Raw genomic sequence first — 14498 nt, forward strand, 5'->3', positions numbered from 1 at the left:
CGCCCCGCCGCACACCACGAACCGCCCTACAAGCCCCGCACCCGCACCGGGTACCCCACCGGCCCCTCCTCACCCTCCCGTTCGACCAGGACCCGCCCGTCCACCCACCGCGACGCGTACCGCTCGACCTCCGCCCGCTCCCAGCCGTCCCCCGCGTCCCGGACCACCAGCCCGCTCCCGCTGCGCCCCGCCGCCGGAGCCCACACCTCCAGCTCCACCCCACCGTCCGCACCCCGCACCGGCAGCACCGAACCCGCCCGCGCCAGCACCGGCACCCGCGACAACGGCGCATCGAGCAACACCTGACCCGGCCCCTCGTACACCTCACCGGTCGCCGTGTCGTACCAACGTCCCCGCGGCAACCGCACCGCCCGGCGATCCGCGCCGCGCTCCAGCACCGGAGCCACCAGCAGAGCGTCACCCAGCAGGAACGCGTCCTCGCACTCCCGCAACCCCCGGTCCGCGGGTGCACGCCACCACAGCGGCCGCGCATACGGGGCGCCGGTCAGCTCGGCCAGCCGCGACAGCGTCACGAAGTACGGGTGCAGCCGCTCCCGCTCCTCCAGCGCGGCCCGCGCGTGCTCAAGGACCTGCGGCCCGAATTCCCACGGCTCGCGCCGCCCCGCGTCGATCGCCGCATGGGTACGGAACAACGGCAGATACGCACCCAGCTGGAACCACCGCAGATAAAGCTCCGGCGACGGCGACCCGTCGAACCCGCCCACATCGGGCCCCGAGTACGGCACCCCGCACAGCCCCAGCCCCAGCACCAGCGCCAACGAGGCCCGCAGCCCCGGCCAGCCGGTCGCCACATCACCGGACCAGGTGCCCCCGTAGCGCTGCATCCCCGCCCAGCCGGAACGCGAGAACAGGAACGGACGCTCCTGGGGCCGCAGCCGGCGCAGCCCCTCGTACCCGGCACGCGCCATCGCGTGCGCGTACACATTGTGGGCCTCGCGGTGATCACCCCCGCGGCCCTCCAGGGAGTGCCGCGCCGACCGCGGCAGCGTCGGATCCCCGAACGCCGCGAACGACACCGGCTCGTTCATGTCGTGCCACACACCGGAGAACCCCTGCGCCAGCCGCTCCTCGTACAGACCGCCCCACCACTCCCGCACCCGCGGATCGGTGAAGTCCGGAAACACGCACTCACCCGGCCACACCTCCCCGCGCACCACCCGCCCCCGCGCGTCCCGGACGAACGCCCCGCCACCCCCGACCGCCGCCCCCGCGTCGAACACCGCGTTCCCCGGCTCCGCCTTCACCGCGGGATCGACGATCGACACCAGCCGCACGCCGTCCTCCCGCAACTCCTCCGCCAGGCCCGGCAGATCGGGAAAACGCCCGTGATCGACGGTGAACACCCGGTGCGCGTCGTAGTGGTCGATGTCCAGATGCAGTACGGACAGGGGCAGCCCCCGCTCCCGGTAGCCGGCAACGATCCGCCGCACCTCCCGCTCGCTTCCGAACCCCCACCGGGCGTGCTGCGGACCCAGCGCCCAGGACGGCGGCAGCGCCGGGGCACCCGTGAGAGCCGTCCAGCCCTGCAGCACCCGGGCCGGCGTACCCGCCACCACCCAGCAGCGCAACGGCCCCCCATCCATCCGCACCTCGCACATCCCCGGCCGGTCATGGCCGGAGCCCGCACCCTCCTCACCCTCGCGCAGAGTCACCCGCCCCGCCCAGGTGTTGTCGTGGAACACCAGATGCGTCCCCGCGTCACAGACCACGAGCTGCACCGGCATCGTCAGATACAGCGGATCGTCATCGGGCCCGAAACGCCCACCAGGGTCGGTGTTCCACAGCTCGTACACACCGTCCCGCAGCCGCGGCCCCGACGCCCGGCCCCCGAGCCCGAAGAACCGCGCATCCGCCGGCACCTCGGAACGCTGCACCCACCGGGCATCACCACCCGCCACCGGCTCCCACCAGCGCGGCGGCAGCTCGCGCCGGAGCACCACCCCGCCAGGAGTACGCAGTTCCACGGCCCCGTGCCGCGACACCGCGACGGTCAGCCGCTCCGAGACCACCTGCCAGCCGCCGTCCTTGTCCGGCTCCAGCACCGCCCGCGGATCCGGCTCCGGCGCCGCACCGGGCAGCGCGTACGACGGCAACGGCTCCGCCCCGTCCCAGCCCCAGAACACCGCACCGCCCACCGCCACCCGCACCCGCAACTCCGAACGGGCGAACCGCACCACGCCCCCGCCCGGCTCCGGCTCCGCCCCCACCACGGGACCGGGCACCCGCGCCCGCTCCGCACCACCCGGCGGCAGCGCCCGCGCATCCGCACTCCGGCGCCGCCAGGAGGAGCGCACCGCGCGCAGCCCCCGCACCGAACCGACCATCTTCACCGAGCGCACCAGGTCACGACCGTCCATGCGGCTCACCCTGCCATCCGACGGGGCGGCTGCGGGCTCCGTTCAACTTCCGTTCACCCGCGACCGGACCAGTGGCCGGACCACATGTCCGGACACGCGACCATGGGCGGGGAACCCTGGTGCGAAAGACGATCACATGGCATCGTCCGTAAAAGCCGCCTCACGCGCACACCCCAGCACGTGTGCGCGACCCACGCCCATCCTGCGTACCCGTACAGCCAGGGAGCCGCCCCATGACCGCCGCAGCCGACGAAGCCCCCCTCTGGCAGCCCGGCCCCGACCGCATCGCGGCCGCCGCCGTCACCCGCTTCCAGAGCTGGGCGTCCCAGCGCTACGGAGCACCGGCCGAGGGCGGCTACGCGGCTCTGCACCAGTGGTCCGTGGATGAGCTCGACACCTTCTGGCAGGCCGTCGCCGACTGGTTCGACGTACGGTTCTCCACCCCGTACGAGACGGTCCTCGCCGACCGCGCCATGCCCGGCGCCCAGTGGTTCCCCGGCGCCACCCTCAACTACGCCGAACACGCGCTGCGTACCGCCGAGGACCCCCTGCGCGCGGACGCCCCCGCCCTGCTCCACGTCGACGAGACCCACACCCAGGTACCCGTCTCCTGGTCCGAACTCCGCCGCCGGGTCGGCTCGCTCGCCGCCGAACTCCGCGCCCTCGGCGTCGCACCGGGCGACCGCGTCAGCGGCTACCTCCCCAACATCCCCCAGGCCGTCGTCGCCTTCCTCGCCACCGCGGCCGTGGGCGGTGTCTGGACGTCCTGCGCCCCGGACTTCGGCGCCCGCAGCGTCCTCGACCGCTTCCAGCAGGTCGAACCCGTCGTCCTCTTCGCCGTCGACGGCTACCGCTACGGCGGCAAGGAACACCACCGGGCCGACACGGTCGCCGAGTTGCGCCGCGAACTCCCCACCCTGCGCGCCGTTGTCCACATCCCGCTGCTGGGCACCGAGGCCCCCGAGGGCGCCCTCGAATGGTCCGCCCTCACATCCGCGGACACCGAGCCCGTCTTCGAGCAGGTCCCCTTCGACCACCCGCTGTGGGTCCTCTACTCCTCCGGCACCACCGGGCTCCCCAAGGCGATCGTCCAGTCCCAGGGCGGCATCCTGCTGGAGCACTTCAAGCAGATCGGCCTGCACTGCGATCTCGGCCCCGACGACCGCTTCTTCTGGTACACCTCCACCGGCTGGATGATGTGGAACTTCCTCGTCTCCGGCCTTCTCACCGGAACCACCCTCGTGCTGTACGACGGAAGCCCCGGCTACCCGGACGTCAGCGCCCAGTGGCGCGTCGCCGAACAGACCGGAGCCACCCTCTTCGGTACCTCGGCCGCCTACGTCATGGCCTGCCGCAAGGCCGGCGTCCACCCGGGCCGCGACTTCGACCTCTCCCGCGTCCAGTGCGTCGCCACCACCGGATCCCCGCTCCCGCCCGACGGCTTCCGCTGGCTCCACGACGAGGTGGACGACGAACTGTGGATCGCCTCCGTGAGCGGCGGCACGGACGTCTGCAGCTGCTTCGCCGGCGCGGTCCCCACCCTGCCCGTACACATCGGCGAACTCCAGGCCGCGTGCCTCGGCACGGACCTCCGGTCCTGGGACCCCGCGGGCAGACCGCTCATCGGCGAGGTCGGCGAACTCGTCGTGACCGCGCCCATGCCCTCCATGCCCACCCGCTTCTGGAACGACCCCGACGGCAGTCGTTACCACGACAGCTACTTCGACATGTACCCCGGCGTCTGGCGCCACGGCGACTGGATCACGATCACCGAACACGGCTCGGTGATCATCCACGGCCGCTCCGACTCCACCCTCAACCGCCAGGGCGTACGGATGGGTTCCGCCGACATCTACGAGGCCGTCGAGCGGCTCCCCGAAATCCGCGAATCCCTCGTCATCGGCCTCGAAGAGCCCGACGGCGGCTACTGGATGCCACTCTTCGTCCACCTCGCCGAAGGCGCCCGGCTCGACGACGAACTGCGCGACAGCATCAAGCGGACCATCCGGGAGAACCTCTCCCCGCGTCATGTCCCGGACGAGGTGATCGAAGTCCCCGGCATCCCGCACACCCTCACCGGCAAGCGCATCGAGGTCCCGGTCAAACGTCTCCTGCAGGGCACGGCCCTGGCCAAGGCGGTCAATCCCGGCTCGATCGACAACCTCGAACTCCTCCACTTCTACGAGGACCTCGCCCGCAAGCGTCACTGACCGTCCGCATTGTCAGTGCCTCTGGTTACTCTGAGTGAGCAATGTTCGACAGCGCACTGGGGGAGTCATGGCGCACATCAGGAACAGTGGGAACAGCGGGAACGGTAAGTACGGCAGGACGGCCGGGTACAGCCGGTCCGGCGCATCCATGCGACGCACGCTGCGCCGCGAAGCACCCAGCACCATCGGTCTCCTCGCCGACGAGCAGGACTTCGCGGCGATGCGGCGCTACCGCACCTTCCCCTTCGACGACCACACCGTCTATCTCCAGCAGGTCGAAGGCCTGCTGAAGACCCTCTCCGCACAGGGCATGCACGCCACGGTCGCTCTCTTCGACCCCGAGGAGTACGCGGAGTTCTGCGCAGAATCGGGGCTCGTCCCCGACGACCCGGCCAGCCGCAGCCGCTTCACCGCCGAAGTCGCATCGGCCGGCGCCACCGTCGCGTACACCGGACAACCCATCGACACCCTGATCCCGCTCCTGGTCAGCCGGGCCGTCCGCCGGGCCACCTGGGAGTACGCCACGATGCTCCTGGCCGGCGTCGGTGAATGCGCGGAGTGCGGCCAGGACATCGGCCACGCCGCCTTCGACCGGGCCTCGCACCTCCTGCTCCGCATCCTGGAGACGGCAGGCCCCGGCAGCCACCACCTGGTCTGCAGCACTCCCACCGACGACGAGCACCTGCTCGCCGTCCTGCACACCGAGCGCGACACCACGGGGCCCGCCCGACTCGAATCCGGGGAAGGGGCAGAGTTCGTCACGGTGCTCGCCGTGGCCATCGCCCTGGAGAGGCCCGCCGGAGTCGTGCTCCGTACGAGCAGCTCCGGCGCCCAGGACCGGGTGCACGGCTGGCGGTTGACCCGCGGCAATCTGCTCCCGCTCAGCGCCGGTGAGGTCTTCAGCGCCTATTGCACCGACGCCGACACCGGCGAACCGGTGGCCCCGGAGTCGCACGTGGAGTACTGCGCAGGCTTCGACCTCGGCGCGGACGAACCGGAATCGCACCACTGACAGGCCGAAGGGGCTCCCCGCCCTCATCGGCGGGGAGCCCCTTGACCACAGAACGCCGCGCGACCTACTCGCCCGACAGCACCATCTGAGCCGCGACCCGCGCCTCCTCGGCGGAGTCCGCCGCACGAGCGGCGGAAGCGGCGCGCTCGCACTGCGCGAGCGTGTACTTCGCCAGCGTGGCGCGGACATAAGGAATGGACGCGGCACCCATCGACAGCGACGTCACACCCAGCCCCATCAGGACACAGGCCAGCAGCGGATCGGAGGCGGCTTCACCACAGACACCACAGCTCTTGCCCTCGGCCGCGGCCGCCTCCGCCGACAGCGCCACCAGATCGAGCAGCGCGGGCTGCCACGGATCCTGCAACCGCGAGACCGCTCCGACCTGACGGTCGGCGGCGAAGGTGTACTGCGCGAGGTCATTGGTGCCCAGCGAAAGGAACTCCACCTCCCGCAGGATCGAACGCGCCCGCAGCGCGGCGGACGGAATCTCCACCATCGCACCGAACTTCGCCTGCAGACCGGCCTCACGGCAGGCGTCGGCGAAGGCCTTCGCATCCGCACGGTCCGCCACCATCGGCGCCATGACCTCAAGGTGGACAGGCAGCCCCTGGGCCGCCTTCGACAGCGCGGTCAGCTGGGTACGCAGCACGTCCGGGTGATCCAGCAGACTCCGCAGTCCGCGCACACCCAGCGCCGGGTTCGGCTCGTCGGCCGGGGTCAGAAAGTCCAGCGGCTTGTCGGCCCCGGCATCCAGCACCCGTACGACGACACGCCCCTCGGGGAACGCCTCCAGCACCGCCCGGTACGCCGCGACCTGCTTCTCCTCGGACGGCGCCTGCTTGCTGTCGTCCAGGAACAGGAACTCGGTACGGAACAGCCCCACGCCCTCCGCGCCGGCCTCGACCGCCGCCGGTACATCGCCGGGCCCGCCGACGTTGGCCAGCAGCGGGACCTTGTGACCGTCGGAGGTCGCACCCGGCCCGGACGAGGCCGACAACGCGGCCTTGCGCGCCGCAGCGGCACTCTCCATCTCCGCACGCTTCTCGGCGCTCGGCTCGACGAAGATCTCACCGGTGCTGCCGTCCACGGCGACGACCGTGCCCTCGGCGAGCTCCCCGGCACCGGGGAGCGCCACCACGGCAGGCACCCCGAGTGCTCGGGCGAGAATCGCACTGTGGCTGGTCGGGCCGCCCTCCTCGGTCACGAAGCCGAGCACCAGAGCCGGGTCGAGCAGCGCCGTGTCCGCAGGAGCCAGGTCCCGCGCGATCAGCACATAGGGCTCGTCGCTGTCCGGCACACCGGGCATCGGCACACCGAGCAGCCGGGCCACGATCCGGTTGCGCACGTCATCGAGGTCGGCAACGCGCCCCGCCAGGTACTCCCCGGCGTTGGCGAGCAGCGCCCGGTAGGAGGCGAACGCGTCGTAGACGCCGCGCTCGGCGGTGCTGCCGACGGCGATGCGTCGTTCCACGTCCGCCATCAGCTCGGGGTCCTGCGCCATCATGGCCTGGGCCTCGAGCACGTGCTGAGCCTCGCCACCGGCCAGATTGCCGCGCGCGATCAGATCGGCAGCCACAGCCTCCACGGCCTGCTGAGCGCGCCCCTGTTCGCGCTCGGCCTCCTCGGCGGCAATCTGCTTGGCCGGTGGTTCGAGCACCGCCGTACCCATATGACGCACCTCGCCGATCGCCACTCCATGGCTCACACCGACGCCTCGCAGCGTTGTCTCCATTTCACCCGTCTCCGGTCGTGCGGCGGTCCGAGCCCCCGCGGTGGATATCCAGTCGGCTGTCATCGTGCCGAGCTCGTCACTGCCAACCGAACAAGGTGTCGCCGACCTTCACGTCGCCGTCCTCGCGGACATCGGAGAGGGATTCGGCGGTGGCTTCCAGCGCCACGACCGGGCAGACGGGCGACTTGCCGGCCGCCTCGACGCCCGCGGGGTCCCAGCGCACGATGCCCTGACCGCGCGTGACCCTGTCCCCCTTGTTCACGAGCAGCTCGAAACCCTCGCCATTGAGCTGGACGGTGTCGATGCCGAGGTGTGTGAGCACTCCGTGCCCGTGCTCGTCCACCACGACGAACGCGTGCGGGTGCAGGGAGACGATGATGCCGTCGACCGGCGATACGGCCTCGGACGGTTCGCGCACGGGATCGATGGCGGTTCCGGGACCCACCATCGCGCCGGAGAAGACCGGGTCCGGTACCGCAACGAGCCCGATGGCACGTCCGGCAAGAGGGGACGTCACAGTGGTCATGGGGAGCCTCCCAGGGGTGGAGCTTGATTGGCGCCGTCACAGCCTGCGGGCGACGGCGTGCTGTTCAGCAGCGTAAGTCATAAGAAGTCCCGGTTCTGCCCGAGTCCTGGCGGTTCGCGGCCTTAGAGGCGCACCGGAAACGATTTGCCTCGACTCCCGGCGGGCTGTACTGTCGTACTCCTGCCTGACCCCAACGCGACTTTAAGTCGGGGGTCGGCGGCGACTTTTAAGCCCTGACTCTAACCCGGACACGGCACCTGCATGCCTGCAGGGACTGGTCAGGGAAAGCGAAAAGGACTGATAGAGTCGGACTCGCCGGAAAGGGAAGCGCGAAAGCGAAGAACTGGAAAGCAGCAAAAACTCTCCTGCTCCGCAGGGGGCCCGCTTCGACCGGGAATCGGACACGAAAGAGTCTGATAGAGTCGGAAACGCAAGACCGAAGGGAAAAGCCCGAAGGAAAGCCCGAGAGGGTGAGTACAAAGGAAGCGTCCGTTCCTTGAGAACTCAACAGCGTGCCAAAAGTCAACGCCAGATATGTTGATACCCCGGCCTGCTTCGGCAGGTTGGAGGTTCCTTTGAAAGTCCCGCGGGGTCACTGACCCGGTGGGCAATTTACACAGCGAGGACGCTGTGAACGACCGGTCTTATTCCGTCCGGTCGTTCCGCTCTCGTGTTGTGTTGTCCCGATCACGGGAAAACATTCACGGAGAGTTTGATCCTGGCTCAGGACGAACGCTGGCGGCGTGCTTAACACATGCAAGTCGAACGATGAAGCCCTTCGGGGTGGATTAGTGGCGAACGGGTGAGTAACACGTGGGCAATCTGCCCTTCACTCTGGGACAAGCCCTGGAAACGGGGTCTAATACCGGATAACACTCTGTCCCGCATGGGACGGGGTTGAAAGCTCCGGCGGTGAAGGATGAGCCCGCGGCCTATCAGCTTGTTGGTGGGGTGATGGCCTACCAAGGCGACGACGGGTAGCCGGCCTGAGAGGGCGACCGGCCACACTGGGACTGAGACACGGCCCAGACTCCTACGGGAGGCAGCAGTGGGGAATATTGCACAATGGGCGAAAGCCTGATGCAGCGACGCCGCGTGAGGGATGACGGCCTTCGGGTTGTAAACCTCTTTCAGCAGGGAAGAAGCGAGAGTGACGGTACCTGCAGAAGAAGCGCCGGCTAACTACGTGCCAGCAGCCGCGGTAATACGTAGGGCGCAAGCGTTGTCCGGAATTATTGGGCGTAAAGAGCTCGTAGGCGGCTTGTTGCGTCGGTTGTGAAAGCCCGGGGCTTAACCCCGGGTCTGCAGTCGATACGGGCAGGCTAGAGTGTGGTAGGGGAGATCGGAATTCCTGGTGTAGCGGTGAAATGCGCAGATATCAGGAGGAACACCGGTGGCGAAGGCGGATCTCTGGGCCATTACTGACGCTGAGGAGCGAAAGCGTGGGGAGCGAACAGGATTAGATACCCTGGTAGTCCACGCCGTAAACGTTGGGAACTAGGTGTTGGCGACATTCCACGTCGTCGGTGCCGCAGCTAACGCATTAAGTTCCCCGCCTGGGGAGTACGGCCGCAAGGCTAAAACTCAAAGGAATTGACGGGGGCCCGCACAAGCAGCGGAGCATGTGGCTTAATTCGACGCAACGCGAAGAACCTTACCAAGGCTTGACATACACCGGAAAGCATCAGAGATGGTGCCCCCCTTGTGGTCGGTGTACAGGTGGTGCATGGCTGTCGTCAGCTCGTGTCGTGAGATGTTGGGTTAAGTCCCGCAACGAGCGCAACCCTTGTTCTGTGTTGCCAGCATGCCCTTCGGGGTGATGGGGACTCACAGGAGACTGCCGGGGTCAACTCGGAGGAAGGTGGGGACGACGTCAAGTCATCATGCCCCTTATGTCTTGGGCTGCACACGTGCTACAATGGCCGGTACAATGAGCTGCGATGCCGCGAGGCGGAGCGAATCTCAAAAAGCCGGTCTCAGTTCGGATTGGGGTCTGCAACTCGACCCCATGAAGTCGGAGTTGCTAGTAATCGCAGATCAGCATTGCTGCGGTGAATACGTTCCCGGGCCTTGTACACACCGCCCGTCACGTCACGAAAGTCGGTAACACCCGAAGCCGGTGGCCCAACCCCTTGTGGGAGGGAGCTGTCGAAGGTGGGACTGGCGATTGGGACGAAGTCGTAACAAGGTAGCCGTACCGGAAGGTGCGGCTGGATCACCTCCTTTCTAAGGAGCATCTAGATTCCGTAAGGAGTCCAGAGGCCATTACGTCGGCAAATGTTCGACGGTGGTTGCTCATGGGTGGAACGTTGACTATTCGGCACGACAGGTTGTTTTTCACTAGTACTGCTTCGGCGTGGAACGTGGGGGATGGCAGGTCGGGTCGGGCACGTTGTTGGGTATCTGAGGGTACGGCCGTATGGTCGCCTTCAGTTGCCGGCCCCAGTGAACCTGTTCTTCGGAGCGGGGTGATGGGTGGCTGGTCGTTGTTTGAGAACTGCACAGTGGACGCGAGCATCTGTGGCCAAGTTTTTAAGGGCGCACGGTGGATGCCTTGGCACCAGGAACCGATGAAGGACGTGGGAGGCCACGATAGGCCCCGGGGAGCTGTCAACCGAGCTTTGATCCGGGGGTGTCCGAATGGGGAAACCCGGCAGTCGTCATGGGCTGTCACCCGCTGCTGAACACATAGGCAGTGTGGAGGGAACGAGGGGAAGTGAAACATCTCAGTACCCTCAGGAAGAGAAAACAACCGTGATTCCGGGAGTAGTGGCGAGCGAAACCGGATGAGGCCAAACCGTATGTGTGTGATACCCGGCAGGGGTTGCGCATGCGGGGTTGTGGGATCTCTCTTTTGCGGTCTGCCGGCCGTGAGACGAGTCAGAAACCGTTGATGTAGGCGAAGGACATGCGAAAGGTCCGGCGTAGAGGGTAAGACCCCCGTAGCTGAAACATTGACGGCTCGTTTGAGAGACACCCAAGTAGCACGGGGCCCGAGAAATCCCGTGTGAATCTGGCGGGACCACCCGCTAAGCCTAAATATTCCCTGGTGACCGATAGCGGATAGTACCGTGAGGGAATGGTGAAAAGTACCGCGGGAGCGGAGTGAAATAGTACCTGAAACCGTGTGCCTACAAGCCGTGGGAGCGTCGCATGCAAGCTTGCTTGCATGTCGTGACTGCGTGCCTTTTGAAGAATGAGCCTGCGAGTTTGCGGTGTGTTGCGAGGTTAACCCGTGTGGGGAAGCCGTAGCGAAAGCGAGTCCGAATAGGGCGTTTCAGTAGCACGCTCAAGACCCGAAGCGGAGTGATCTAGCCATGGGCAGGTTGAAGCGGAGGTAAGACTTCGTGGAGGACCGAACCCACCAGGGTTGAAAACCTGGGGGATGACCTGTGGTTAGGGGTGAAAGGCCAATCAAACTCCGTGATAGCTGGTTCTCCCCGAAATGCATTTAGGTGCAGCGTCGTGTGTTTCTTGCCGGAGGTAGAGCACTGGATAGGCGATGGGCCCTACCGGGTTACTGACCTTAGCCAAACTCCGAATGCCGGTAAGTGAGAGCACGGCAGTGAGACTGTGGGGGATAAGCTCCATGGTCGAGAGGGAAACAGCCCAGAGCATCGACTAAGGCCCCTAAGCGTACGCTAAGTGGGAAAGGATGTGGAGTCGCAGAGACAACCAGGAGGTTGGCTTAGAAGCAGCCACCCTTGAAAGAGTGCGTAATAGCTCACTGGTCAAGTGATTCCGCGCCGACAATGTAGCGGGGCTCAAGCGTACCGCCGAAGTCGTGTCATTCACACATGAAGGGCCAACGCCTGTGTGGATGGGTAGGGGAGCGTCGTGTGCCGGGTGAAGCAGCCGCGGAAGCGAGTTGTGGACGGTTCACGAGTGAGAATGCAGGCATGAGTAGCGATACACACGTGAGAAACGTGTGCGCCGATTGACTAAGGGTTCCTGGGTCAAGCTGATCTGCCCAGGGTAAGTCGGGACCTAAGGCGAGGCCGACAGGCGTAGTCGATGGACAACCGGTTGATATTCCGGTACCCGCTTTGAAACGCCCAATACTGAATCAGGCGATGCTAAGTCCGTGAAGCCGGCCCGATCTCTTCGGAGTTGAGGGTAGTGGTGGAGCCGATGAACCAGACTTGTAGTAGGTAAGCGATGGGGTGACGCAGGAAGGTAGTCCAGCCCGGGCGGTGGTTGTCCCGGGGTAAGGGTGTAGGACGCACGGTAGGCAAATCCGTCGTGCATATAGTCTGAGACCTGATGCCGAGCCGATTGTGGTGAAGTGGATGATCCTATGCTGTCGAGAAAAGCCTCTAGCGAGTTTCATGGCGGCCCGTACCCTAAACCGACTCAGGTGGTCAGGTAGAGAATACCGAGGCGTTCGGGTGAACTATGGTTAAGGAACTCGGCAAAATGCCCCCGTAACTTCGGGAGAAGGGGGGCCATCACTGGTGAGTGGATTTACTCCATGAGCTGGGGGTGGCCGCAGAGACCAGCGAGAAGCGACTGTTTACTAAAAACACAGGTCCGTGCGAAGCCGTAAGGCGATGTATACGGACTGACGCCTGCCCGGTGCTGGAACGTTAAGGGGACCGGTTAGCTGACTTTCGGGTCGGCGAAGCTGAGAACTTAAGCGCCAGTAAACGGCGGTGGTAACTATAACCATCCTAAGGTAGCGAAATTCCTTGTCGGGTAAGTTCCGACCTGCACGAATGGCGTAACGACTTCTCGACTGTCTCAACCATAGGCCCGGTGAAATTGCACTACGAGTAAAGATGCTCGTTTCGCGCAGCAGGACGGAAAGACCCCGGGACCTTTACTACAGTTTGATATTGGTGTTCGGTTCGGCTTGTGTAGGATAGGTGGGAGACTTTGAAGCGGCCACGCCAGTGGTTGTGGAGTCGTCGTTGAAATACCACTCTGGTCGTGCTGGATGTCTAACCTGGGTCCGTGATCCGGATCAGGGACAGTGTCTGATGGGTAGTTTAACTGGGGCGGTTGCCTCCTAAAGAGTAACGGAGGCGCCCAAAGGTTCCCTCAGCCTGGTTGGCAATCAGGTGTTGAGTGTAAGTGCACAAGGGAGCTTGACTGTGAGACCGACGGGTCGAGCAGGGACGAAAGTCGGGACTAGTGATCCGGCAGTGGCTTGTGGAAGCGCTGTCGCTCAACGGATAAAAGGTACCCCGGGGATAACAGGCTGATCTTCCCCAAGAGTCCATATCGACGGGATGGTTTGGCACCTCGATGTCGGCTCGTCGCATCCTGGGGCTGGAGTCGGTCCCAAGGGTTGGGCTGTTCGCCCATTAAAGCGGTACGCGAGCTGGGTTTAGAACGTCGTGAGACAGTTCGGTCCCTATCCGCTGTGCGCGTAGGAATATTGAGAAGGGCTGTCCCTAGTACGAGAGGACCGGGACGGACGAACCTCTGGTGTGCCAGTTGTTCTGCCAAGGGCATGGCTGGTTGGCTACGTTCGGAAAGGATAACCGCTGAAAGCATCTAAGCGGGAAGCCTGCTTCGAGATGAGTATTCCCACCCTCTTGAAGGGCTAAGGCTCCCAGTAGACGACTGGGTTGATAGGCCAGATGTGGAAGCCCGGTAACGGGTGGAGCTGACTGGTACTAATAGGCCGAGGGCTTGTCCTCAGTTGCTCGCGTCCACTGTGTTAGTTCTGAAATAACGAACGGCCGTGTTTTTCCGGTGTTGGTTAATTTCATAGTGTTTCGGTGGTCATTGCGTTAGGGAAACGCCCGGTTACATTCCGAACCCGGAAGCTAAGCCTTTCAGCGCCGATGGTACTGCAGGGGGGACCCTGTGGGAGAGTAGGACGCCGCCGAACTCCTTTTACGGGAAAGCCCCGTGCCCTTGTGGCACGGGGCTTTTCTGCGTTTACGAGATGCTTGCCGTCACCCCTGTGCAACCGACCGCGGAGGCTGAGGGTAAGGTCAGGGGGCATCATTGGCACGTTCTTCACAGGAGGCCCCCGGGTGGAGGTCCAGGAGACTCGGGTTCAGACGGACCGGGTACTCACCATCCCCAACATCCTCAGCATGGCTCGCCTTGTAGGGGTTCCGCTCTTCCTGTGGCTGATTCTTCGCCCCGTGTTCGGCGGCCCCCACAGCGACGGCTGGGCCCTGCTGGTGTTGATGTTCAGCGGCATCAGCGACTACCTCGACGGTAAGCTCGCCCGCCGGTGGAACCAGATCAGCAGCCTCGGCCGGCTCCTGGACCCTGCCGCGGATCGCCTCTACATCCTTTCGACCCTCGTCGGCCTGACCTGGCGGGAGATCCTGCCGCTCTGGCTCACCGCAGCACTTCTTGCCCGTGAGCTGATGCTCCTCGTGATGGTCGGAATCCTGAGGCGTCACGGCTATCCGCCGCCCCAGGTGAACTTCCTGGGGAAGGCGGCCACGTTCAACCTGATGTACGCGTTCCCCTTGTTGCTGCTCAGCGATGGAAGTGGTTGGCTTGCATCGCTGGCCGCTATTTTCGGATGGGCGTTCGCAGGTTGGGGTACAACGCTCTATTGGTGGGCAGGGATCCTCTACGTGGTTCAGGTCCGCCGGCTCGTCAAGGCGGATGTAGTAGCCGATTGAGCTCGTTGACGCGGTGCCGCGCAGTGTGGCCGGCCCGCCTC

The 14498-nt window shown here is 65.4% G+C and carries 6 protein-coding genes and 3 rRNA genes; 6 read left to right on the forward strand and 3 right to left on the reverse strand.

Translation table 11 applies throughout. From position 1 onward, the window contains the following. Positions 1 to 26: 26 nt before the first annotated feature. On the reverse strand, positions 27 to 2378 hold the full coding sequence (locus tag OG520_RS33625) for a glycoside hydrolase family 31 protein (protein ID WP_406015602.1): 2352 nt from the start codon (positions 2376 to 2378) through the stop codon (positions 27 to 29). A 233-nt stretch (positions 2379 to 2611) separates the two neighbouring features. Here OG520_RS33625 and OG520_RS33630 point away from each other — a divergent pair, with 233 nt between their 5' ends. Together OG520_RS33630 and OG520_RS33635 are read left to right on the forward strand one after the other, a co-directional pair. Continuing rightward, on the forward strand, positions 2612 to 4588 hold the full coding sequence (locus OG520_RS33630) for an acetoacetate--CoA ligase (RefSeq protein ID WP_406015603.1): 1977 nt from the start codon (positions 2612 to 2614) through the stop codon (positions 4586 to 4588). Between the two features lie 67 nt (positions 4589 to 4655). Further along, entirely contained in the window at positions 4656 to 5600 is a 945-nt protein-coding gene (locus tag OG520_RS33635) for a hypothetical protein (protein ID WP_406015604.1), read from the forward strand. Between the two features lie 64 nt (positions 5601 to 5664). Here the strand turns inward: OG520_RS33635 and ptsP are convergent, their stop codons facing one another. Both ptsP and OG520_RS33645 read right to left on the reverse strand, forming a co-directional pair. After that, the gene (gene ptsP, locus OG520_RS33640) at positions 5665 to 7335 is read right to left on the reverse strand and encodes a phosphoenolpyruvate--protein phosphotransferase (protein WP_406015605.1); all 1671 of its coding nucleotides are present in this window, start codon (positions 7333 to 7335) and stop codon (positions 5665 to 5667) included. Between the two features lie 76 nt (positions 7336 to 7411). Then, positions 7412 to 7861 carry a PTS glucose transporter subunit IIA gene (locus OG520_RS33645; RefSeq protein ID WP_399334931.1) on the reverse strand — a complete coding sequence of 150 codons (450 nt, stop codon included), beginning with the start codon at positions 7859 to 7861 and terminating at the stop codon, positions 7412 to 7414. A gap of 700 nt (positions 7862 to 8561) precedes the next feature. Between OG520_RS33645 and OG520_RS33650 the strand changes: the two genes are divergently transcribed. The 4 genes from OG520_RS33650 to OG520_RS33665 all read left to right on the forward strand — a co-directional run bounded on the left by OG520_RS33650 (position 8562) and on the right by OG520_RS33665 (position 14457). Then, positions 8562 to 10087 (forward strand): 16S ribosomal RNA (locus OG520_RS33650). A gap of 296 nt (positions 10088 to 10383) precedes the next feature. Next, a 23S ribosomal RNA gene (locus OG520_RS33655) occupies positions 10384 to 13506 on the forward strand. A 77-nt stretch (positions 13507 to 13583) separates the two neighbouring features. Next, positions 13584 to 13700, forward strand: a 5S ribosomal RNA gene (gene rrf, locus OG520_RS33660). The 16S, 23S and 5S rRNA genes sit together here, the layout of an rRNA operon. 148 nt (positions 13701 to 13848) lie before the next feature. Continuing rightward, the gene (locus OG520_RS33665; RefSeq protein WP_329200698.1) at positions 13849 to 14457 is read left to right on the forward strand and encodes a CDP-alcohol phosphatidyltransferase family protein; all 609 of its coding nucleotides are present in this window, start codon (positions 13849 to 13851) and stop codon (positions 14455 to 14457) included. Positions 14458 to 14498 lie beyond the last annotated feature (41 nt).

The organism is Streptomyces sp. NBC_00984 (assembly GCF_045162475.1).
GTDB lineage: Bacteria > Actinomycetota > Actinomycetes > Streptomycetales > Streptomycetaceae > Streptomyces.